A 21,723-nucleotide genomic window follows, 5' to 3' on the forward strand; every position below is an offset into this window, starting at 1 on the left:
CGATGCCGGCATGTGGCTCTCGTTCGTATTCGCACGGCTCCGGATCACGCGCACTTCGGAAAAGAGCCGCCTTTCGGCTCGTCACAGCATCAGTGCGTTCCAACCCCCGAGGAGGATCTGCGGATGGCAGGCAAGGAATACGACGTGGTCGTCCGCGGAGGCACCGTGTTCGACGGCACCGGTGCCCCGCCGGTCGAGGCCGACGTCGCGATCACCGGCGGCCGGATCGCCGCGGTAGGCGCCGGGCTCGCGGCGGGAGCAGAGGAGATCGACGCGCGCGGCAAGGTGGTGACCCCCGGGTTCGTCGACGTCCACACCCACTACGACGGCCAGGCCGTGTGGGACGACGAGATGTCCCCGTCGTCGTGGCACGGCGTCACCACGGCGGTGATGGGCAACTGCGGTGTGGGCTTCGCTCCGTGCCGGCCGTCGGACCGGGACCGGCTCATCGAGCTGATGGAAGGCGTCGAGGACATCCCCTCACCCGTCATGCACGAGGGCCTGACCTGGGAATGGGAGTCGTTCCCCGAGTTCCTCGACGTCCTCGACAAGGGGGCCAGGGACATCGACCTGTGCGCGCTGGTGCCGCACGCGCCGGTCCGCGTTTTTGTGATGGGGGAGCGCGCGCTGCGGCTCGAACCCGCCACCGAGGCCGACATGGCGCAGATGCGGTCCATCGTGGCCGACGGCCTGCGGGCCGGCGCGCTCGGCGTGTCGACCTCCAGGACCACCAACCACCAGAGCGCGACCGGCGACTACACGCCGACCCTGCGCGCTCTGGAGGACGAGATCCAGAGCCTGGTCTCCGGCATCGAGGACGCCGGCCACGGCTTCCTCGAACTCGTCACCGAGCTGAACACCCGCGACGTCCTCGACGAGTTCGCGATGCTGCGGCGCGTCATCTCGCGGTCCAAGGTGAACACCTTCTTCAGCCTCACGCAGAACAGGACGGTCCCGGACCTGTGGCGTGAGCTCATGGACTTCGCCGACGACGCGATCAGCGAGGGCATCCCCATCAGGCCCGTCGTCGCGCCGCGTCCCATCGGCATGCTGCTCGGCCTGGAGGCCAGCCAGAACCCGTTCGCCGGCACCGCGACCTACCGCCGGATCGCGGACCTGCCGCTGGACCAGCGGGTCGCCGAGATGCGCAAGCCGGAGGTACGGCGCCGCATCCTGTCGGAGGACCCGACGGAGTTCAGCACCTTCATCTTCCTCAGCCGCATCCCGTACTCGAACATGTTCCGGTTCGGCAACCCGCAGAACCACACCCCCGGCCCGGAGGACTCGGTGGCGGCCCAGGCGGCACGCGAGTCCCGCGAGCCGGCCGAGGTCGCCTACGACATCCTGCTGGAGGACGGCGGCACGGGGCTGATCTACACGCCGTTCAACAACTACCACGAGCACAGCATGGCCGCCTGCGAGGAGATGCTGCGCAACCCCAACACCGTCATGGGCCTCGGCGACGGCGGCGCGCACGTCGGCTTCATCCTCGACGCGGGCTTCCCGACCTGGCTGCTGTCGTACTGGGTCCGCGACCGGCAGGCCTTCCCCCTGGAGGAAGGCATCCGGCGGCTGACCAGCGACACCGCCGGCGCCGCGGGCCTCACCGACCGCGGCCGGCTGGCGACGGGCCTGCGCGGTGACGTGAACGTGATCGACGTCGACGCGTTGAACGCGGGCTACCCCTATGTCGCCTTCGACCTGCCGCTCGGCGGCCGGCGGCTGCTGCAGCGCGTGTCCGGGTACGACGCGACGCTCGTCAACGGCCAGGTCACCTACCGGAACGGCGAGCCGACGGGTGCCAGGCCCGGACGGCTGGTCCGCGCGGGGAACCGGTCGTGACGCGCGACTCCCTGGAGCTGTTCCTCTCGCCGAAGCACATCGCGCTGCTCGGCGTGTCCCGCGACCGGAACTCCCTGACCGCGCGGCCCGCGACGTACGCCGCCACGCTCGGCTCGCGGCCACGGGTCACGGTGATCAAGGCCGCCGGCCCGCCTGAGCTGCACGGCCTGCCGGTCTGCCCGTCGCTCGCCGACCTGGACGACCGTCCCGACGTCGCGATGGTCATGGTCCCGGCGGACGACGTCATCCCGGTGCTGCGCCAGTGCGTGGACGCCGGGGTGAAAGGCGCGGTCGTCATCTCCTCCGGCTTCGAGGAGGGGGACGGCGCGGCCCGCCGGTCGGCCCTGACCCGGTTCCTGCACCAGAATCCGCACTTCCGGCTGATCGGCCCCAACTGCGTCGGCGTCACCAGCCCGGCCGCCGACTGCTGGCTCACCTTCTCCAGCGTGCTGCTGCGCGGCCGGCCGCTCTCCGGCACCGTCGGCCTCGTCACGCAGTCCGGCGCGGTCGGCAACGGGTTGTTCCTGGCCCTGCAGCAGCGAGGCGCCGGGCTGGCCCACTGGGTCAGCACGGGGAACGAGCTGGACGTCGGGGCACTGGAGATCGCGGCCGACATGCTGCGCCGGCCGGAGTGCGACGCGGTGGGGCTGTTCCTGGAGGGGATCACCGACAAGGAGTGCCGGGGTGAGCTGGCCGAGGTCGTGGCCGCGACCGGCAAGCCCGTCGTCGCGCTGCGCGCGGCGGCCAGTGAGCAGGGCAAACGCGCGGCGATGGGGCACACCGGACGGGTCATCGGCCGCGACGAGGTGGCGCGTGCCGCGCTGGAGGAGATCGGTGTCGTGCTCGTCGACTCGCTCGACGAGCTCACGGCCGCGCTGACCGTCGCGGCCGTGGCCCCGCGGCGCGCGAACCCTCGCGGGCCGGCGTCCGTCGCCGTGCTCACCGTGTCCGGCGCGACCGGCGTCATGGCCGCCGACGAGGTGGCACGCCGGTCCAACCTGGAGCTCGCCGAGTTCGGCGGCGACGTCGCCACGGCCATCGCCGGCAGCCTGCCGTCGGTGCGGCCGTCCGACGTCGCCAACCCGCTCGACATCCCCGTGCTGGGGGACTCCGGCACGTTCGAGCGCGCCATCGGTGAGGTGGTCCGCACCGGCGTGGCCGAGGCCACCGTCGCCGTCGTCTCCTCGCTCGCGCACGACTACGAGAGCATCAGCCGCACCCAGGAGGCGGCGTCCGGCCCGCTCGTGCTCGCACACCTGTCCCCGGCCGAGGACTTCACCCCCGAGCAGGCGCGGCGGCTCGCCGGCAGAGGTGTCGCCGTGGTCCGGACCCCCCGCGACGCCATACGCGCGCTGAGCGTGTGGGCCGGCGCGACCGGCCGGCCGGCGGCCCGGGACGCCGGACCCGCCGAGGTCCCCCTGCCGTCGGGGCTCGAACAGGCCGGGGTGACCGGTACGGCGCGGCTCCTCGGCGAAGCCGTCGGCCGCCGGCTCACGGCGGGACGGCTCGTCCGTGACGCCGAGGAGGCCGTGGCGTTCGCGCACGGCCACCGCGACCGCGGCGTCGTGCTCAAGGCGGACGGCGCACGCATAGCGCACCGCGCCGACGTCGGGGCCGTCGTCGTCGGGCTGCGCGGTGACGACGAGGTCAGGCAGGCGTTCGCCGAGGTCGCCGAGGTCTGCGCCGGTCACGGCGACGCCGTGCTGGCGCAGGCGATGGCGGACCCCGGCCTTGAGCTGATGGTGTCGGTGATCCGCGACCCCGAGGTGGGGGTCGCCGCGCTCGTACGGCCCGGCGGGAGCCTGGTCGAGATCGGCACCGGATCGGTGGTGCTCACCGGTCTGCGGCGGCACTGGCGGCCCGCGATGGAACGGTCGGCCGCCGGCGCGATGCTCGGTGGCTGGCGAGGCGGGCCGCCGCTCGACGCCGAAGCCCTCTACGCGCTGCTGGGAGACCTGGTCGACGCCTTCACCCGGCGGCCGGGGATCGAGCTCGTCGAGTGCAACCCGGTCATCGTCCACGAGCACGGCGCGTCGATCGTCGACCTGCTGTCCTACCACCACCGTCGCGAAGGAGCGATGTGACCGAGCGCTGGGAAGATCACTACCAGGAGACCCTGGGGAACGTCCCCGAGGCCATCCGCCAGCTGTTCGACCTCGACACCGAGGTCGCCACCGCGTACACGACGATACGCAAGCGGGCCTACACGCACGCGGAGGGCCACCTCCCGCTGAGGTACCGCGAGCTGGTGTTCGTCGTCGTCGACATCGAGATCGGCAACCACGGCGGCGCGATGAACCACCTGGCGGCCGCGGTCAAGGCCGGTCTCACCCGCACCGAGCTCGCCGACGCGCTCATCGAGATGCTCATCGTCCGCGGCATCTCCGCCTGGGGACTCACCGGCCACCGCGTGTGGGCCGACTCGGCCGCGCTTTTCAAGGAGAACGCCGATGGCTGAAAGACTGCTCGACTATCACGTCGCCATCACCGACGAGATGATCGACGAGGCCCGCGCCTACACGGGGATGCCGGTGCGCGTGGAGCCGTGGAACCACGAGGCGACGCTCGACACCATCCGGCACTACGCGTGGGGCATCGGCGACGCCAACCCGCTGTGGTGCGACGAGGAGTACGCCGCGTCCGGCCCGTACGGGACCGTGGTGGCGCCGCCGGCCTTCCTCTACTCGAGCTACGACGGCGCGATCGGCCTCGGGTTCCCCGGCGTCCAGCCGTTCTACTCCGGCACCGAGTGGCGGTTCCACGACGTGGTGCGGCGCGGCGACCGGATCAGGCCCGAGGCCACGATGGGTGACCTGGAGGTCCGCGAGGGGGCCAACGCGGGACGGTTCGTCATCCAGCGGGTCCACACGCGGTACGTGCGTGAGGCGGACGACGTGGTCGTGGCCGAGGCGACGGCGGGAACGTTCCGGGTGGCGCGGTCACAGGCGAGCGGGGGTCTGCGGTACGAGGCGCGCGGCGCGCACCGGTTCACCGACGAGCAGCTCGACGACATCGCCAGGCAGGCGTTGTCCGAGCCGCTCCAGGGGGACAAGCCCCTCTACGTCGACGACGTCCGGGCCGGCGAGAGCATCCCGCAGGTCGTCAAGGGACCGCTCAAGCAGATCACGATGACCGCCTACTACGCCGGATGCATCGGCTCGCCGGGCTACAAGGCCGACGAGGTCGCGTGGCGCTACCGCGACTGGGCCCTGCACGACCCCGGGAAGCTGCCGAACAACTACGACCCGACGTACTTCTCCGAACGCGTTCTCCCGAGCCTCGGCCACCAGAACGCCGACGTCGCGCGTGAGCTCGGCATGCCGGGTGCCTACGGCAACGGGCCGCAGAAATGCGGCTGGATGTCCCATCCCATCACCAACTGGATGGGTGACCACGGCCGTCTCGAACGGCTGGAGGTGCGGCTGCGCCGTCCCGACGTCTTCGGCGACGTCACCTGGTGCGGCGGCACGGTCACCGCGGTCGACGAGGGGGAGGGGCCGACCGGCACGGTCACCCTGGCGTTGCGCGCCACCAACCAGCGCGGCGAGGTCACCGCGGAAGGCACGGCCGAGGTGGCGCTTCCCCGCCGCCGGCCGGCGGACCCGGCATGACGACGAGGAAGAGGGACCCGCATGGACCTTAAGGAGTCCTTCGAGGTCGAGGCGCCGGCGAGCCTCGCCTGGTCGCTGTTGCGCGACCCGGTGACGGTCGCCGAGTGCTTCCCCGGCGCGCGGCTCGGCTCGGTCGACGGTGACGTCTACGCCGGCAGCATCGTCGTCAAGTTCGGCCCGACCACGGTCGCGTTCCAGGGACAGGCCGAGATCGCGTACGACGACGCCGACCGCACGGTGACCATCAACGCGCGCGGCCGGGACGGCCGTGGCGCGACGCGGGCCTCCGCCGCGGTGACCGTGGCCGCGCGGGACGGCGTGGCCGGCCGCACGCTGGTCGAGGTCACCGGCGACGTGGACGTCGTCGGACCGCTCGCTCAGTTCGCACGCACCGGCGGCGTCTTCGTGACGCGCCAGCTCCTGCGCGACTTCGGCGCGTGCATCGGCACCCGCGTCGTCTCCGGCGACGCGGCCCGGCCGGCCGGCGACGCGGCCGAGGCCGCCGAGCGGCCGGCGGGGACCGCGCCGGCGCCGTCCGGCGCGGCCCCCGCCGCCGCGGCGGCCAAGCCCGTCGGCGCGTTCTCCCTGATGGCCCGCTCACTGGTCGCGTGGTTCACCGAGCTGCTCAGGCGGCCGCGACGGGACAGGCGTTCGACATGACGACGTTCGTGCAGCAGGCGTTCAACGGGGTCGCGGTCGGCGCGATCTACGGGTTCGTCGCCGTCGGGTACTCCCTCATCTTCGGCGTGCTCAAGGTGTTCAACATCGCGCACGGCGACGTGGCGATCCTCGCGGCGTACGTCGGCCTGGTCGTCGTCGGCGCCGGCATCGGCAACGTCTGGGTCGTGGCGCTCATCGTGCTCGCGTCGGGTGCGCTGCTCGGAGCATTGGTGGACCGCGTCTGCATCCGGCCGGTGTCCCGCGGCCCCTGGTCGGCACCCCTGCTCACCACGCTCGGCGCGGCGATGGTGCTCGCGGGGGCCATGCGGATGCTCTTCGGCCCCGACGTGCGTCCGTTCCCCCTTGAGGTGACGACGGGGACGATGGAGATCCTCGGCATCAGCGTGGGCCGCATCTACGTGATCGTGGCGTTCAGCGCGGTGGCGCTCACCCTGATCATGGAATTCGTGCTGGCCAGGACGGCCGTCGGCCGATGGCTGCGCGCGGTGTCGGAGAGCCCGGCCGACGCCGCGACCGTGGGGATCCCGGTGGCCGGTGTCCGGCTCGGCACCGTGATGGTGTCGTCCGCGCTCGGCGCGGCGGCGGGGCTGCTGCTCGCGGTCCTGCTCGGCGGCCTCGCACCGGCCATGGGCCTGACGCTGGCGATCAAAGGCGTGATCGTCCTGATCGTCGGCGGCATGGCGAGCCCGCGCGGCGCGATGGTGGTCGGTGTCGCGCTCGGCACCACCGAGGCGCTGACGGCGGCGTACGTCTCCTCGTCGCTGCGCGACCTCGTGGCCTACGCGTTCCTGCTGGTGGTCCTCGTGATCCGGCCGGCCGGAGTGTTCGGCAACGCCAAGGCGCTCGTGGGGGTGCGGCCGTGATCGACTTCGACGCCTACGGGGGTCAGCTCGCCGTCAACTTCGCGATGACCGGGATCGTGGTCATCGGGTTCTACATCACCTTCATGTCCGGCCAGCTCTCGATGGCCCACCAGATGTTCATGGGGGTCGGCGCGTACGCGGCCGGCTACGCGAGCACCGCGCTCGGCTGGGGCCTGTGGCAGACCCTGCCGCTCTCGGTCGTCCTCGCCGCCGCGGCCGGCGCGCTCACCGGAGTGCTGACGATGCGCTTCTCCGGCATGCATCTCGCGGTCGCCACGCTGGCGCTGGCCGAGGCCGTCGTCGTGGTGCTCAACAACACGCCGATCCTCGGCGGCATCGAGGGGATGGCCGGCATCCCGCTCAACACGACCGGCGAACTGGCGATCCTCGCGTTCCTCGTCGTCGTGCTGCTCACGGCGCTGCTCGAACGCACGTCGCTGAACCTGTGGTTCCGCTCGACCGGCGACGACGAGCTCGCCGCGCGGTCGGTCGGCGTCCGGGTGATCACGACCAGGATCGCCGCCTTCACCCTCGGCGCCGCGGTCGCCGGGCTCGGCGGTTCCCTGTACGCGCAGTACTACGGCTTCGTCGAGCCCATGACCTTCGGCCTCACGCTCGGCATCAGCCTCCTGCTCGCGATGAAACTCGGCGGCGCGGGCTTCGTCGGCGGCCCGATCCTCGGCACGGCGGTCGTCGTCGGCCTGCCGGAGCTGCTCCGGCCGCTCGGCATCGACCAGGAGGTCGCCTTCGGCCTCATCTTGATCCTCGTCGTGATCGTGCGGCCCGACGGCATCGTCGGCAAACGCGGCGAACTGGCGAACGTGTGGCGGCGGCTGCGCGGCACCGGCCGTACCGGCACGCGGGAGCAGCCGGCGCCACGGGTGAGCGGCGAGTCGCTACAGGAGGTGGACCGATGACGTCACGACCGGCTCGGGACGGTGACGTCCTCACCGCGACCGGCATCTCCAAGTCGTTCGGCGGTGTCCGCGCGCTGCGGGACGTCGGGCTCACGGTGTCCCCCGGGACGATCTGCGCGCTGATCGGCCCGAACGGCGCGGGGAAGACGACACTCGTGAACGTCCTCACCGGGGTCTACACCCAGGACGCCGGGGACATCACCTTCAAGGGACAGGACATCGGCAGGACCGGCGCGGACCGGCGCGCTCGCGCCGGCATGGTCCGCACCTTCCAGCGTGTGCGGCTGTTCCCCCAGCTGTCGGTGCTGGAGAACGTGCTCGCCGGACAGTGGTCACGCCGTCCGTTCGGCGGCAGGCCGGCCGCGACCAAGGAGCGCGCGCTGCGTGAGCTGGAGGAGTTCGGGCTGCTCAAGCACGCGCACCGGTCCCCGGCCGGGCTGACCTTCGCCGACTGCCGCCGCGTGGAACTGGTCCGCTGCCTGCTCGGCGACCCGGCGCTGATCCTGCTGGACGAGCCCGCCGCCGGGATGAACCCCGAGGAGGCCCAGCGGTTCGTCGAGCACGTCGCCGAGGTCCAGCGGGAACGCGACCTCACGATCCTGCTCATCGAGCACAACATGAACGTCGTGATGAGCCTGGCGTCGTGGATCTACGTCCTGGACTTCGGTCAGCTCATCGCGGCCGGCACTCCCGGCGAGGTCCGGCGGGACGAACGCGTGATCAAGGCCTACCTGGGAGCCGGAGAATGATCGTCGTCGAGTCCCTGCAGGTCTCCTACGGAGCGATCCGCGCCGTCGAGGATCTGTCGCTGACGGTGGCCCCCGGCTCGATCGTGGCCCTGATCGGCGGCAACGGCGCGGGGAAGTCCTCGACGCTGCGCGCCGTCGGCGGCCTCGTCCGGCCCGCGCGCGGGTCGATCACGGTGGACGACCACGTCGTGACCGGCCGGCCGGCCCACAAGATCGCGCGGCTCGGCATGCGGCTCGTCCCCGAAGGCGGCGGGGTGTTCGCGACGATGTCCGTCGAGGACAACCTGCTCACCGGCCTCACCGGGACGAAGGGCAAGGAGTCCGGGGTCGAGGCCGCCTACGAGCGCTTCCCCGTGCTGGCGGAGCGGCGCAGGCAACTCGCCGGGTCGCTCAGCGGCGGCGAACGCCAGATGCTCGCCATCGGCCGCGCGCTGATCGCACGGCCCAGGTACCTGCTGCTCGACGAGCCGTCCCTCGGTCTCGCGCCGCTGCTCATCGCCGAGATCTTCACGATCGTCGCGGACCTGCGCGAGCAGGGCATCGGGGTGCTGCTGGTGGAACAGAACGCCGAACAGGCGCTGCGGATCGCCGACCAGGCCCACGTGCTGGAAGCCGGGACCGTGGTCCAGTCCGGGACCGGCGACGAGGTGCGCCGCGACGCCGGCGTCGTGGACCGCTACCTCGGCGCCGAGCGCGCGCCTGACGGGGGAGCCGCCGCCGTGCGGGGATCGAGAGGGGATCGAGATGGATGACGAGACGATCGGGCCGCTGCTGACCGCGATGGCGGACGAGCGGCTGCGCGTGTTCGACCTGGAGCAGGTGCGTTCCACCGAAGGCGCGTGGCATCCGGTCCAGCATCCGGGGTTCCACTACGGGCTGCACCGCCGGCACGGCGACGGCGGGCCGCGGGGCCGTACCAGCGCGTCGGGGGTCATCGTCACCGTCGACCACTTCGCGACCCACGTGGACGCCTTCTGCCACCAGGCCGTCGGCGGACGCATGTTCGGCGACGTCGCGGTCACGCATGAGACCGAGACCGACCGCGGCTTCTCCGTGCACGGAGCGGAGACGATCGCGCCGTTCGTGTGCCGCGGCGTGCTGATCGACGTCGCCGCGGCGGGCCTCGTCACCGGCGAGCCTCGCCTCGTCGGGGCCGACGACCTCCGAGCCACCCTCGACAAGCAGGGCCAGACGCTGCGGCCCGGTGACGTCGCGCTGGTGCGCACCGGGTGGGGCCGGTTCTGGGCCGCCGACAACGACCGCTACCGCGAAGGCCCCGGCGTCGACGCGTCGGGGTCGCGCTGGCTGGCCGGCCGCGGTGTGTCGGCCGTGGGGGCCGACACCATGGCGTGGGACGCCGTCGGCCATCACGACGACGAGCTCGGCGACTTCCCCGGACACGTCCTGCTGCTCGTGCGCGCCGGGATCTACATCTTCGAGAACCTCCGCCTGGAGGAGCTGGGGGAGAGCGGCTGCCGCGAGTTCCTCTTCGTCGCCGCACCCCTCAAGTACGAGGGGGCCACCGCCGGACCGGTACGGCCGCTCGCGATCGGACGCGCGACATGAGCGCCGGACGTGAGGTCGCCGGGACGATGACCACGATCGACCCGGCCGCGGTCCGGGCCGCGGCGTCGCTGGTGCGCGACGGGATCGTGGTCCCGTTGAACCTGCCGCTCACGGTGCACCTGCCGAAGCGTCCCGCGCCGGTGCACCAGATGCTCGAACACCAGTCGCTGCGGCCGATGCCGGACGGCCGGTTCGCGGTGGTGAACGACGACCGGCTGACGCTGTCCATGCAGGGCAGCACGCACTGGGACGCGCTCGGCCACTTCGGCGTGCTGGAGACCGGCCGTCCCGACGTCTACTTCGGCGGACGCGAGCTGACCGAGACCTCCGGCGGCGGCCAGGCGGCGACGCTCGGGATCGGCGCGCTGCCTGCCGCGATCGTCACCCGCGGTGTGGTGCTCGACCTCGTCGCCTCGATGGGGTTCGCCGACCGAGGATGGCTGCCGCCGGACGCGCGCGCCGGCGTCGGCGAGGTCCGGCGGTGCCTGGAGGAACAGGACGTCGAGCTGCGCAGGGGTGACGTCGTTGCGCTGTACACCGGCTTCGAGAACCGCCTGGAGTCGTCCGGCGGGGTCTTCCCCGACGCGGCGGCCGGGCTGGACGTCGGCACCCGGCACCTGTGGGCCGAGCACGGCACCGCGGGCCTGGTCTGCGACACCCATGGGCTGGAGCCGGTGCCGGCGGACTTCGCCGTGCACGCGGCCTTCCTGAAGGAGGACGGCATGGCGCTCGGCGAGATGTGGGCCCTGCGGGAGCTCGCGGCGACCGCGCGCCGGCTGGGCCGGTTCGAGTTCCTCCTGACCAGTGTGCCGCTGGCCATGCCGGGCCTGTACGGATCACCCGCGAACGCCGTCGCCGTCTTCTAGCGAGGAGAAGAGTCCAGTGAAGGTCTACGAAGCCATCGCGGCGGCCTGTGTCGCGGAGGGGCAGAGCCCGGTGTTCGCGCTGATGGGTGACGGCAACATGGAGCTGCTGTCGGCGCTGGACGAGCGCGATGCCGGCCGGGTCGTCCACACGCGGCACGAGAACGCCGCCGTCGCGATGGCGGACGGCTGGGCCCGCGTGTCCGGCGACGTCGGCGTGTGCACGGTGACGAGCGGGCCCGGTCTGACGCAGGTCGCCACATCGCTGGTCGTGGCCGCGCGGCACGGGTCGCCGCTGGTCGTGCTGGCGGGGGACACCCCGCGCCTCGCGCCGTACAACCTGCAGGGCTTCGCGCAGGAACGGTTCGCCGCCGCCTGCGAGGCCGCCTTCGTGCCGCTGCGGTCCCCCGGCACCGCGCTCGACGACGTCCGTGAGGCGTTCCTGCGCGCGCGCTGCGAGCGGCGGCCGGTCGTGCTCGGCATGCCGATGGACATCCAGCAGGACACCTACCCGTGGGAGGCCGTGCACGAGCCGTCGGCGCGATCGGTGCCGCGCACCCCGCCGGTCAGCCCGTCGGCCGACGACCTGCGGGAGATCGCCACGATGCTGACGTCCTGCGAGAAGGTCGTGGTGCTCGGCGGACGGGGCGCGACCGGGTCCGGCCGCCACCTGGTGGAACTGGCCGACCGGCTCGGCGCGCTGCTCGCGACGTCACTGCGGGGCAAGGGCCTGTTCGACGGGAACGAGTGGGACCTCGGCATCGCCGGGGCTTTCAGCTCCTCCGGCGCGCGCGCGTTGTTCGCCGAGGCCGACGGGGTCGTCGCGTTCGGCGCCGGCCTCGGCTACTACACCACAGAAGGCGGCTACCTCTTCCCCGGCGCCACGATCGTCCAGGTCGACACCCGGCCGAGAGGCGTGTTCGAAGGTCAGCGTCCCGCGCACGTGCAGATCACCGGCGACGCCGGGATGGTCGCGCGGAAGCTGTCCGCGCTGGTGGCCGGGTCGGCGCCGCGCACCGCGTACCGCGCCGCCGCCAAGGGGGTTCTGTCCGGCGAGCGCGGCACGCCGGCCGGCCCGGCCGGCGCCGGCGGACTGGACCCCGCGACGGTGCTGCGGACGATCGACGAGGCCGTCCCCGCCTCCGCTCCGGTGGTGGTCGGCGCGGGGCACTTCTGGAACTTCGCGGTGCCGGCGCTCACCGGACGTCCCCCGGAGAAGTACGTCTTCACCTACGACTTCGGCTGCATCGGCCAGGGTCTCCCTGTCGCCATGGGGGTCGCGCGCCATTCGGGCCGGACGTTCGTCGTGGAGGGGGACGGGAGCCTGCTGATGAACGTGCAGGAGCTGGAGACCCTGGCACGTCACCGCGCGCCGGTGCTGTGTTTCGTGATGAACGACGGCGCCTACGGCGCCGAGGTCCACAAGCTGCGTGCCAAAGGCATGCGAGGAGAACAAGCGGCATTCGGCCGTACCGATCTGGCCGCCGTGGCGGACGCACTCGGCGTGCGCGCCGTGCGCGTCACGTCACCGGAGCAGATCGGCCCGGCCGTCGAGGAATTCATGGCGTCGGGGGCGCCGACGGTGGTCGACGTGCACATCTCACCCGAGGTGATCTCACCGACGTACCGCCGTCTGTACTACGGCGAGGCGGAGTAGTGGACGTCAGAAGCGCATTTCCTGCCCGGTGCGGCATCCCCCGATCCCAGCGAGGAGACCTCAGATGAGAAGGCCCATAGCGAAGTCGAGACTGGTCCAGATGATGGTGGTGATCGCCGCGCTCTCCGCGGGGATCACCGGATGCTCGTCCGGAGGTGACGGTGACACGGCGGCGTCGGGGACGGGGCCGATCGTCATCGGGGGTCTGCTCGACGAGACCGGCGCCGCCGCGCCGTACGGCACGGCGGCCCTCAGAGGCGCGCAGATCGCGTTCGCGCAGGTCAACGGCAAGGGTGGGGTGAAGGGCCGCACCATCGAGCTGCGGCAGTCCGACGGCGGGTTCGACGTCGCGCAGTCGACCGGCATCCTGCAGCGGTACGCGGCCGACGACGACATCGTCGCCGTCATCGGGCCGAACTCCGACACCGTCTCGATCCCGCTGACCGAGCGCATCAACCGGGCCAAGCTCGTGGCCGTGCAGACGTCGGGCTCCACGGCCCGCACCAAGGAGGAGTACGGCCAGTGGCTGTTCAGCGTGCCGGTGCGCAACCGCGCGCTGATCGAGCAGGTGAGCAACGAGCTCGCCGCGCGCGACCTGAAGCGGGTCGCCGTGGTCTACGCCACCTCGCGCGCCTTCGCCGTCACCGCCAAGGACGACTTCCTGAAGGCGGCGGCCGCGAGCGGCCTCAGCATCGTCGGCAAGCCGATCGGCTACAACGACGCGGACGTCGACTTCTCGACCGTCGTGACCACGCTGCGGTCCTCGGGGCAGGTCGACGCCGTCTTCTGTTCCTGCCTGCCGCCGGCCGCCGGTCCCATGATCGCGCAGTCGAGCGACGCCGGCATGAAGGCCGTGTGGGCCAGCGACGCCTCGCTGCTCGACCCCACCTTCTACAAGCTCTCCAAGAGCAAGGGTGAGGGGACCCTGGTCGCGACCCCCTTCTCGCCGACCAGGGAGGACGCGGTCGTGAAGCAGTTCATGACCGACTACAAGGCCAAGTTCGGCGACGACCCGAACCTGTACGCGGCGTACGGCTACGACGCCGCGCTGGCGGTCGTCCGTGCGATCGAGTCGGTGAACGGCGAGATCACGCGGGACGCGGTGCGCGCGGCGATGGGGAAGGTCAGCTTCGAGGGGGCGACCGGCACCATCAGCTTCCCCGACGGCCAGGGTGCCGCCGCACGCCAGACGGTCTTCCTCGTCGAGATGCACGACGGGACGTTCACGCCGGTGAAGGCGTCGTAGGAACAGGAGGTGCGCTCATGAGGTTCGCCTGCGCGGACTTCGCGGCGTGCGGCCGCGGCGGGGTGCGATCATGACCCCGCCGCGTGTCGGCCTGCTGGTGGACACCGACGTGACGTCGCCGGACGGCGTCGACGTCGGCGCGTTCACCCGCCACGTCGTGGACATGGGGGTGCTCGCCGAGGAGGCGGGCTTCGACGGCGTCTTCTTCCCCGACCGGCACATGCGCGCCACCACGCTCGCGCCGAGCCAGGTGGTGAACGCGGCGGCCGTCGCGGCGCGGACGAGCCGCGTCGACGTCGGGTCCTACTGCTCGGTCCTGCCGCTGTACAACCCGATGGAGTTCGCCGAGTCGTGGGCGGCGATCGACCAGCTGTCCGGCGGCCGGGCCGTCGTCGCGGTCGGCGCCGGCTACAACGAGGACTACCTGCGGTTCTACGGCGTCGGCAAGGAGGGGTACCGCAAGCGGTTCGTCGAGGCGGGACAGATCCTGCGGCGCGCCTGGAGCGAACGCCGGCCGTGGTCGTACGAGGGTGAGATCTTCACCTTCCGCGACGTGTGCCTGCTCCCCGGGCCGGTACGCGAGGGGGGCCCGCCGATCTGGGTGGCCGGTCAGGGGCCCTGGGCCGTCAGGCACGCCGCCGGGACCGGGGACGGGTACGCCGGCGATCCCTTCCCGATCACGCCGGAGTCGTGGCGCGAGCGCGTCGAGACGGTACGGGACGGTGCCGCGCGGCGCGGCGCTCCGGCCCCGGAGGTGGTCCTGATGCGCCACGTCTACCTCACCGACGACGCCGGCGAGTGCGACGCCGTGATCGAGGAGGTGTGCCTGCCGCAGTTCCGGTTCTACGAGGCCGCCGGGTTGCTGCGGGGCCGGCTGCCGGACGGCGTGGCCGTCGACATGGACATCGCGCGCGACACCGTCATCGTCGGCGACGCCGAGCGGTGCGCCGAGCGCCTCGCCGCGTTCACCCGGGACTACGAGGCGACCTATCTCATCCTGAAGATCATGCGTCCGGCACGCCTCACCCGTGCCGCCGAACTGGAGATGGTGACCGCGCTCGGAGAGAAGGTGCTCCCCGAGGTCGGCCGCTGAGTCCCCCCGCCGTGACGGCACGGCGGGGGCCGTACGAACCACTGGTCCCACGCCGGGACGCGGGGAGCGACCGGCGCTCGATCCGCTCACCCTTTCACCACGGCCGCCGCCGGGAGAGATCCCGGTCGGCGGCCGTTCCTTGTCTCCGCGGTGGTCCCGGCGGCCGTCGTGGCCCTCGTCATGTGCCGGTTTTCTTGCGTGACATGCACATGCGGACCGTACATCCCTCGATGTCCGTTCTTGACGCGCGAAAAGGCGAAGCGATATCGTCCCACTATGAGGAACTAGAACCACAATATGGTCCAGTTGGTGGGAGGAAAGTCCATGACGGTGCGGAATTGGCGAGTTGGAGCGGTGGCGCTGCTGGCGGCCGGTCTGCTGGTGGGGTGCGCTGACAACAAGCAGGCCGGGGACGAGCCCGCGGACGCCGCCACTGCCACCGCCGGGCAGCAGATCAGCCTCGGGGTGGGGGTCGACCCAGCCTATTCGCCGTTCTACCTGGCGAGTCAGGAGGGCCTTTTCACCAAGGCGGGACTGGACGTCAAGGTCATGCAGTACCAGGAGGGCACGGGAGGGCTCGACGCCATCTTGGCCAAGCAGGGACAGGTGGCGGCCAACACCGAGTCCAGCCTGCTGAACCGGGCCACCCGCGGCGACATCAAGGCCCTGGCGGTGTTCTCGCAGTCCCCGAGCTTCATCAAGCTCGTGGCCCGCAAAGGCATCGGCGACGTGACGCAGATCAAGAAGTACGGGGTGGTGAAGGGGACGGTCAACGAGTTCGCCACCAACAAGGTGCTGTCGGCCAAGGGCATCGCCAAGGACGACGTGACGTTCGTCAACGCCTCACCCGCCGAGATGCCGGCGCTGCTGGAGCGCGGTGACGTCGACGGCTACATCATGTGGGAGCCGTGGCCGAGCCGCGGGGTCGCCGGCGGCGGCAAGATCCTCCTCACCAGCGGCGACATCGGCTACACCTACAACCTCGTCCTGGACGTGGACGGCGCCTGGTACGAGTCCAACAAGGACGCCGCCAAGAAGATCGTGGACGTCCTGGCCGAGGCCTGCGACACGATCACCTCCGATCCCCAGGCCGCGGGGACCGCCACCGAGCAGGCCATCAAGGTGCCGGCCGCCGAGGCCGTCACCCTGCTCGACGGCGTCCAGTGCAAGGTCAGGGACTTCACCGACGAGGACGTCGCCAACTACGGCGAGATCGCGAAGTTCCAGCAGGAGAACAAGATCGTGGACAAGGCGGTCGACGTCGATTCGGTCCTCGTCCGGGGAGTGGCGTGACGACCGGCGCCACGGCGCGGCCCGGCTCCGGGATCCGGATCCAGGCGGTCGACATCCGCTTCGGGGACTTCGCCGCCGTCAGCGGCGCCGACCTCGACATCAGGGCCGGGGAGTTCGTCTGCCTGCTCGGCCCGAGCGGATGCGGCAAGTCCACCCTGCTCAACGCGGTCGCCGGCTTCGTGCCGCCGGCCGCGGGGCAGGTGCTCGTGGACGACACTCCGGTCGGCGGCCCCGACGTGTCGCGCGGTGTGGTCTTCCAGAGCGGCGAGGCGCTGTTCCCCTGGCTCACCGTGCGGCAGAACGTCATGTTCGGGCCCCGCATGCGCGGCGTCCCCAAGGCCGGCCAGGCCGAGCTCGCCGAGCGGTACCTCGCGATGGTCGGCCTCGCGCACAGCGCCGACAAGATGCCGGGCGAGCTGTCCGGCGGCATGCGGCAGCGCGTGCAGCTCGCCAGGGTGCTGGCCAACGAGCCGTCGCTGGTGCTGATGGACGAGCCGTTCGGCGCGCTCGACGCGCAGACCCGGCAGGTCATGCAGGTGGAGCTGGACCGCATCTGGCGCGCGTCCGGCAAGACCATCGTGTTCGTCACGCACGACATCGGCGAGGCACTGCTGCTCGCCGACCGGGTGGTCACGATGACCGCCGGACCGGCCGCGCGGATCAAGGAGATCTACCCGGTGGACCTGCCGCGTCCGCGCGACCTGACCGACCCCGCCTGCGCGCGGCTGTACCGGGACCTGCGCGACGACATCGGCGCCGAGGTGGCCCGCACGCTGCGCGCGCAAGGGCTGGACGACGGCCACATGCCGGGAACCGGAGGACCTGATGGCGGTTGACCTGGAGTCCACCCCGAAGCTGTCCGCGCCGCCGGGCCGCGCGGGACGGCGCAGGCGGGTGCCGGGGTTCGTGTACCCGGTCGTGTCGGTGCTGCTCGGCCTGCTGATCTGGAACCTCGTCAGCATGAACTACACGTCGTTCTTCCTGCCGTCGCCGAAGCTGACGTGGGACGGCGCCGTGGAGCTGATCAAGGACGGCACGCTGTGGCAGGCGATGACGGCGTCGTCCGGCCGCATCTTCGCCGGCTGGGCCCTCGGCGTGGTCGTCGGCGTCCCGGTGGGGCTGCTGACGGGCCGCATCCAGTGGCTGCGCCTGATGCTGGACCCCTACATCCAGTTCTTCAGGTTCGTCCCCCCGATCGCGTTCGTCACGCTCGCCATCATCTGGCTCGGCCCGGGGGAGTCCTCCAAGATCGCGCTGATCTTCTACACCAGCGTCTTCATCGTGGCGCTCAACACCCTCGCCGGTGTGCTCGCGGTGGACGAGCTGCGCCTGCGCGCGGCGCGTTCGCTCGGCGCGGGCCCGGTCCGCACGCTCGTGTCCGTGGTGCTCCCCTCGACGGTCCCGTACGCGGTGACCGGCGCGCGCCTCGCCATGGGCAACTCCTTCCTCACCATCGTCTCCGCCGAGATCGTCGCCGCGCAGACCGGTCTCGGGTCGCTGATCTGGACGGCGCGCAACTACGCCAAGACCGAATGGGTGTTCGTCGGGATCATCGCGCTCGGTGTCCTCGGCTACCTCTTCGACTGGGTGCTGCGCGCGCTCACCCGCGCGACGCTGCGCCGTTACGGCGTCAACGGCTGACTCGCGAAGCCGGCACACGAAAGGGTCACATGTTCTTCATCGGGGTCGACATCGGTGGCACCTTCACCGACGTCATCGTGTACGAGCCCGCCACCGCGCGGCTGCGGGAGGCCAAGACGCTGTCCACGCCGGCGGACCCGGCGCGGGCCATCGTCGAGGGTCTCGCCAAGATCGGCGTCGACCTGGCGGCGGCGGGCCGGTTCGTCCACGGCACCACCCGTGTCACCAACGCGCTGCTGGAAGGCTCGGGGGAGCCGGTCGCGGTGATCACCACGGCGGGGTTCCGCGACGTGCTGGAGATGGGTCTCGGCCACCGGCCCCGCCTGTACAGCGTGAAGGAGCCGCCCCGGCCGCCGCTCGTGCCGCGCCGCATGCGCCACGCCGTGCAGGAACGGATCATGGCGGACGGCACGGTGAGCGTGCCGCTCGACCTCGGCGACCTCGACCGGGCCGCCGACGCGATCGCCGCGGCGGGACCCGGCGCGGTGGCCGTGTGCTTCCTGCACTCCTACCGCAACCCCGAGCACGAGCACGCCGCCGCGCGCCGCATCACCGAGCGGTACCCGTCGGTCGTGTGCAGCGTCTCCTCCGACGTGGTGCCGGAGCACGGCGAGTACGAGCGGTTCACCACGACGGTGCTGAACGCCACGGTGCGCGGCGCCGTCAGCGAGTACCTCGGCGGTCTCGGCGGCGCGCTCGCCGACGGCGGCTACACCCGGCCGCTGGCCATCATGACCAGCAGCGGCGGCGTCGTGTCCACCGAGCAGGCCCGCAGGTTGCCGATCAACCTGGCGTTGTCGGGACCGGCGGGCGGCGTCGCCGCGAGCGTCCACGTCGCGGCGCGCGCCGGCTTCGGCAACGTGATCACCTGCGACATCGGCGGCACCAGCACCGACGTGTGCCTCATCAAGGACGGCGCGCCGCTGATGACCAACCACGGCCAGATCGCGGGGTACCCCAACAAGACCTTCCAGCTGGAGATCAACACGATCGGCGCCGGCGGCGGCTCGGTGGCGTGGCGCGACGTCGGCGGCGAGCTGCGCGTCGGTCCCCGCAGCGCCGGCTCCACCCCCGGCCCCGCCGCGTACGGCAGAGGCGGCACCGAGCCGACCATCACCGACGCGCACCTGCTGGTCGGCCACCTCGACCCGCGCGCCAGCCTCGGCGGCGAGGTCGGCCTGCGGACCGAGCCGGCCCGCGACGCCATGGGACGGCTGGCTGAGGAGTTCGACGGCGTCGGGGACGTCGAGCTGGCGTACGGCGTGCTGCGGCTCGCCACGATCAAGATGACCAGCGCGATCAAGGAGATCTCGGTGGCACGCGGCCACGACCCGCGTGACTTCGTGCTGATGCCGTTCGGCGGCGCCGGGCCGATGCACGCCACCGCGCTCGCCGACGAACTCGGCATCGTGCGCGTGCTGGTCCCCCCGGTCCCCGGCAACTTCTCCGCGCTCGGCTTCGTCACCGCCAGAGCCCGGCACGACTACGTGCGCACCGCTCTGGTGGCCGCCGACGACGCCGGCCTCGACGTCGTCCGGTCCCTGGTGGAGGAGATGCGCGAGGCGGCACGCGAGCAGATGAAGACCGAGGACGGCCTGGACCCCGGTGAGATCGGGTTCGCGGTCAGCGTCGGCATGCGGTTCCGCGGCCAGAGCTTCGACCTCGCGGTCCCGGTGGCCGAACTGCCGGCCACGGCCGACGAGCTGGTCGAGGCCTTCCACGCGGCGTACGCCGAACGGTACTCCTACGTGCGCGGCGGCCACCCGGCCGAGATCGTCAACTGCCGGGTCACGGCGTTCGGCGCCGAGCCGGACGTCACGTTCCCGCCGCCGGACCCGGCGGCCCCCGCGAGCGGCGAGCCGTCCCGGATCTACGGCGCGGACGGCTGGGCCGAGGCGACGGTGTGGCGGCGGGCCGCGCTGGCCGAAGGCACCACCTTCGAGGGACCGGCCGTGGTCAGGGAGAGCGGCAGCACCACGGTCGTCGGCGCCGGCTGGACCGCGACGGTCGACGGGGACCGCAACCTGCTGCTCGTCCGCTCATGACCGCGCTGGACCGGATCCTGCTGGAACGCGCCGCTCGCGAACCGGACCGGCCGCAGTTCGCCTTTCCCGAGCTCGCGGCCCCGCTGACGGTGGGGGAGTTCGCCGGACTGGCCCACGGCGCCGCCGCGGCCCTGGCCGCGGAAGGGGTCGGCACGGGGGACCGGGTCGCGGTGTGGGCCGAGAACGGGCTGCCGTGGCTGGTGCTGCTCGCGGCGGCGGCCTGGCGCGGCGCGACGCTGGTCACCCTGCATCCGGGGCTCGGCGACGGCGACCTCACCGAAGGCCTGCGCCGCTCAGGCGCCGGCCTGCTGCTCGCCGCCACCCGCATCCGCGGCGAGGACGTCACCGCGCGGGCCCGGCGGCTGCCGGTCCGGGTCACCCCGTTCGACCAGGACGCCGGGCCGGACGCGCTGACCGGCCTGCAGGGCTTCGGCCGTCCCGTCCCGGCCCCGGCCGCCGATCCGGACGCGCTGCTCAACATCCAGTTCACCTCGGGCTCCACCGGGACCCCGAAGATGGTGGGTCTGTCGTCGCGCGCGCTGGTGCGCAACGCCGGATGGACCGCGGCGGCGGCCGGCATCGGCGGCGGCGACGTCGTCGCGTCGCCGTTGCCGCTGGCGCACGCGGCGGGGCTCGGCAGCGGGGCCGTGCTCGCGCTCGTCACCGGCGCGCTGTGGGTGTCGGTCCGCCGGTTCCGGCCGGACGACGTGCTGGCGCAGATCGAGCGGCACCGCGGCACCGTGCTGCAGATGGTGCCGACGATGGCCACGATGCTGTGCGAACGGCTGGCCGCCGAGCCCGGACGCTTCGACGTCTCCTCGCTGCGGCTCGGCTACCTTGGCGGCGCGCCGTGCGACGCCGCGCTCCGCGAGCGCGTCACCCGCACCCTCGGCCTGGAGCGCCTCGCCATCGTCTACGGCCAGACCGAGGCGGGGCCGACCATCAGCGTCGACCCCGGCGACGGTTCCGTGCCGCCGGGGACGACCGGCCGGGTGCTGCCGGAACTGACCGCCATCGTCACCGCTCCCGGCGGCACGGAGCCCCTGCCGGACGGCGAGGACGGCGAGCTGCTCGTCCGCGGCGGCTGCCTGGCCGACGGCTACGTGGACGACCCCGCCGCCACGGCCGCCACGTTCATCCCCGGCGGCTGGCTGCGCACCGGCGACCTGGCACGCCTGGACGGGGACGTCCTCACGCTCGCCGGGAGACTCAAGGAGCTGATCATCAAAGGCGGGGAGAACGTCGCCCCCGCCGAGGTCGAGGCGGCTCTGACCGCCTGCGACGGCGTCGCGCGCGCCTGCGTCGTCGGGGTGCCGTCCCCCCGCTGGGGTGAGGAGGTCGCGGCCCTGGTCGTCGCCGAGCCCGGCAGGCCCGTGGACCCGGCGCGGCTCATGGTGGAGCTGGCCGGCCGCCTGGCCCGGCACAAACTGCCGACCCGGCTGGCCTTCGTCCCCGAGCTCCCCCTCCTGCCCTCAGGCAAGGTCGACGGCCGCGCGGCCACGCTCATCCTCGAAGGGGAGGCCTCGTGACATCCGGCACCTACGGCACCGCAGGCCGGATGGCCGGCGGGACCCATTGCACAGCGGACCACGGCGCCTGCGGTACCCGCGGGACCTGTGGCACAGCGGACCACGGGACCTGCGGCGCGGGTGACCA

Annotated in this window: 19 protein-coding genes; all 19 read left to right on the forward strand. The window is 72.3% G+C overall.

Translation table 11 applies throughout. The features are described 5' to 3' along the window. Positions 1 to 123 precede the first annotated feature (123 nt). The 19 genes from BJ992_RS13530 to BJ992_RS13620 all read left to right on the forward strand — a co-directional run bounded on the left by BJ992_RS13530 (position 124) and on the right by BJ992_RS13620 (position 21,596). Positions 124 to 1,842 carry an N-acyl-D-amino-acid deacylase family protein gene (locus tag BJ992_RS13530; protein ID WP_184980924.1) on the forward strand — a complete coding sequence of 573 codons (1,719 nt, stop codon included), beginning with the start codon at positions 124 to 126 and terminating at the stop codon, positions 1,840 to 1,842. Further along, positions 1,839 to 3,926: an acetate--CoA ligase family protein gene (locus BJ992_RS13535; protein ID WP_184980926.1), complete on the forward strand. Its 2,088-nt coding sequence runs from the start codon at positions 1,839 to 1,841 to the stop codon at positions 3,924 to 3,926. The genes BJ992_RS13530 and BJ992_RS13535 overlap by 4 nt, the downstream gene beginning before the upstream one ends. After that, positions 3,923 to 4,300 carry a carboxymuconolactone decarboxylase family protein gene (locus BJ992_RS13540; protein ID WP_184980928.1) on the forward strand — a complete coding sequence of 126 codons (378 nt, stop codon included), beginning with the start codon at positions 3,923 to 3,925 and terminating at the stop codon, positions 4,298 to 4,300. Before BJ992_RS13535 ends, BJ992_RS13540 begins: the two co-directional genes overlap by 4 nt. Then, positions 4,293 to 5,453 carry an FAS1-like dehydratase domain-containing protein gene (locus tag BJ992_RS13545; protein ID WP_184980930.1) on the forward strand — a complete coding sequence of 387 codons (1,161 nt, stop codon included), beginning with the start codon at positions 4,293 to 4,295 and terminating at the stop codon, positions 5,451 to 5,453. Before BJ992_RS13540 ends, BJ992_RS13545 begins: the two co-directional genes overlap by 8 nt. 21 nt (positions 5,454 to 5,474) lie before the next feature. After that, entirely contained in the window at positions 5,475 to 6,113 is a 639-nt protein-coding gene (locus BJ992_RS13550; RefSeq protein ID WP_184980932.1) for an SRPBCC domain-containing protein, read from the forward strand. Beyond that, entirely contained in the window at positions 6,110 to 6,997 is an 888-nt protein-coding gene (locus BJ992_RS13555) for a branched-chain amino acid ABC transporter permease (protein WP_184980934.1), read from the forward strand. Before BJ992_RS13550 ends, BJ992_RS13555 begins: the two co-directional genes overlap by 4 nt. Then, complete coding sequence (locus BJ992_RS13560) at positions 6,994 to 7,914, forward strand: ABC transporter permease subunit (protein ID WP_184980936.1); 921 nt, start codon at positions 6,994 to 6,996, stop codon at positions 7,912 to 7,914. The genes BJ992_RS13555 and BJ992_RS13560 overlap by 4 nt, the downstream gene beginning before the upstream one ends. Further along, positions 7,911 to 8,663 (forward strand): ABC transporter ATP-binding protein, encoded by a 753-nt coding sequence (locus BJ992_RS13565; RefSeq protein ID WP_184988012.1) that lies wholly within the window; start codon positions 7,911 to 7,913, stop codon positions 8,661 to 8,663. The genes BJ992_RS13560 and BJ992_RS13565 overlap by 4 nt, the downstream gene beginning before the upstream one ends. Beyond that, positions 8,660 to 9,415: an ABC transporter ATP-binding protein gene (locus BJ992_RS13570; RefSeq protein WP_184980938.1), complete on the forward strand. Its 756-nt coding sequence runs from the start codon at positions 8,660 to 8,662 to the stop codon at positions 9,413 to 9,415. The genes BJ992_RS13565 and BJ992_RS13570 overlap by 4 nt, the downstream gene beginning before the upstream one ends. After that, positions 9,408 to 10,229: a cyclase family protein gene (locus tag BJ992_RS13575; protein WP_221474799.1), complete on the forward strand. Its 822-nt coding sequence runs from the start codon at positions 9,408 to 9,410 to the stop codon at positions 10,227 to 10,229. The genes BJ992_RS13570 and BJ992_RS13575 overlap by 8 nt, the downstream gene beginning before the upstream one ends. Beyond that, a complete protein-coding gene (locus BJ992_RS13580; RefSeq protein ID WP_184980940.1) occupies positions 10,226 to 11,095 on the forward strand; it encodes a cyclase family protein in 870 nt (289 codons plus the stop codon). Before BJ992_RS13575 ends, BJ992_RS13580 begins: the two co-directional genes overlap by 4 nt. A gap of 16 nt (positions 11,096 to 11,111) precedes the next feature. Continuing rightward, positions 11,112 to 12,749: a thiamine pyrophosphate-dependent enzyme gene (locus tag BJ992_RS34260; protein ID WP_184980942.1), complete on the forward strand. Its 1,638-nt coding sequence runs from the start codon at positions 11,112 to 11,114 to the stop codon at positions 12,747 to 12,749. A gap of 64 nt (positions 12,750 to 12,813) precedes the next feature. Continuing rightward, entirely contained in the window at positions 12,814 to 13,995 is a 1,182-nt protein-coding gene (locus BJ992_RS13590) for an ABC transporter substrate-binding protein (RefSeq protein ID WP_184980944.1), read from the forward strand. A gap of 70 nt (positions 13,996 to 14,065) precedes the next feature. Continuing rightward, a complete protein-coding gene (locus BJ992_RS13595) occupies positions 14,066 to 15,088 on the forward strand; it encodes an LLM class flavin-dependent oxidoreductase (RefSeq protein ID WP_184980946.1) in 1,023 nt (340 codons plus the stop codon). A 324-nt stretch (positions 15,089 to 15,412) separates the two neighbouring features. After that, positions 15,413 to 16,381, forward strand: a complete 969-nt coding sequence (locus BJ992_RS13600; RefSeq protein ID WP_184980948.1) for an ABC transporter substrate-binding protein — start codon at positions 15,413 to 15,415, stop codon at positions 16,379 to 16,381. After that, the gene (locus BJ992_RS13605) at positions 16,378 to 17,217 is read left to right on the forward strand and encodes an ATP-binding cassette domain-containing protein (RefSeq protein ID WP_184980950.1); all 840 of its coding nucleotides are present in this window, start codon (positions 16,378 to 16,380) and stop codon (positions 17,215 to 17,217) included. Before BJ992_RS13600 ends, BJ992_RS13605 begins: the two co-directional genes overlap by 4 nt. Beyond that, entirely contained in the window at positions 17,207 to 18,022 is an 816-nt protein-coding gene (locus BJ992_RS13610; protein WP_184980952.1) for an ABC transporter permease, read from the forward strand. Before BJ992_RS13605 ends, BJ992_RS13610 begins: the two co-directional genes overlap by 11 nt. Positions 18,023 to 18,051: 29 nt before the next feature. After that, on the forward strand, positions 18,052 to 20,067 hold the full coding sequence (locus BJ992_RS13615) for a hydantoinase/oxoprolinase family protein (RefSeq protein ID WP_184980954.1): 2,016 nt from the start codon (positions 18,052 to 18,054) through the stop codon (positions 20,065 to 20,067). Next, entirely contained in the window at positions 20,064 to 21,596 is a 1,533-nt protein-coding gene (locus BJ992_RS13620) for a class I adenylate-forming enzyme family protein (RefSeq protein WP_184980956.1), read from the forward strand. Before BJ992_RS13615 ends, BJ992_RS13620 begins: the two co-directional genes overlap by 4 nt. Positions 21,597 to 21,723: the final 127 nt, after the last annotated feature.

Source organism: Sphaerisporangium rubeum, assembly GCF_014207705.1.
Taxonomy (GTDB): Bacteria; Actinomycetota; Actinomycetes; order Streptosporangiales; family Streptosporangiaceae; genus Sphaerisporangium; species Sphaerisporangium rubeum.

What these genes read in the sequence shown, in the direction of transcription:
- BJ992_RS13530 (WP_184980924.1), top strand. Translation starts at nt 124, where the DNA reads ATGGCAGGCAAGGAATACGACGTGGTCGTCCGCGGAGGCACCGTGTTC.
- BJ992_RS13545 (WP_184980930.1), top strand. Translation starts at nt 4,293, where the DNA reads ATGGCTGAAAGACTGCTCGACTATCACGTCGCCATCACCGACGAGATG.
- BJ992_RS13550 (WP_184980932.1), top strand. Translation starts at nt 5,475, where the DNA reads ATGGACCTTAAGGAGTCCTTCGAGGTCGAGGCGCCGGCGAGCCTCGCC.
- BJ992_RS13555 (WP_184980934.1), top strand. Translation starts at nt 6,110, where the DNA reads ATGACGACGTTCGTGCAGCAGGCGTTCAACGGGGTCGCGGTCGGCGCG.
- BJ992_RS13565 (WP_184988012.1), top strand. Translation starts at nt 7,911, where the DNA reads ATGACGTCACGACCGGCTCGGGACGGTGACGTCCTCACCGCGACCGGC.
- BJ992_RS13570 (WP_184980938.1), top strand. Translation starts at nt 8,660, where the DNA reads ATGATCGTCGTCGAGTCCCTGCAGGTCTCCTACGGAGCGATCCGCGCC.
- BJ992_RS13575 (WP_221474799.1), top strand. Translation starts at nt 9,408, where the DNA reads ATGGATGACGAGACGATCGGGCCGCTGCTGACCGCGATGGCGGACGAG.
- BJ992_RS13580 (WP_184980940.1), top strand. Translation starts at nt 10,226, where the DNA reads ATGAGCGCCGGACGTGAGGTCGCCGGGACGATGACCACGATCGACCCG.
- BJ992_RS13590 (WP_184980944.1), top strand. Translation starts at nt 12,814, where the DNA reads ATGAGAAGGCCCATAGCGAAGTCGAGACTGGTCCAGATGATGGTGGTG.
- BJ992_RS13595 (WP_184980946.1), top strand. Translation starts at nt 14,066, where the DNA reads ATGACCCCGCCGCGTGTCGGCCTGCTGGTGGACACCGACGTGACGTCG.
- BJ992_RS13600 (WP_184980948.1), top strand. Translation starts at nt 15,413, where the DNA reads ATGACGGTGCGGAATTGGCGAGTTGGAGCGGTGGCGCTGCTGGCGGCC.
- BJ992_RS13610 (WP_184980952.1), top strand. Translation starts at nt 17,207, where the DNA reads ATGGCGGTTGACCTGGAGTCCACCCCGAAGCTGTCCGCGCCGCCGGGC.
- BJ992_RS13615 (WP_184980954.1), top strand. Translation starts at nt 18,052, where the DNA reads ATGTTCTTCATCGGGGTCGACATCGGTGGCACCTTCACCGACGTCATC.
- BJ992_RS13620 (WP_184980956.1), top strand. Translation starts at nt 20,064, where the DNA reads ATGACCGCGCTGGACCGGATCCTGCTGGAACGCGCCGCTCGCGAACCG.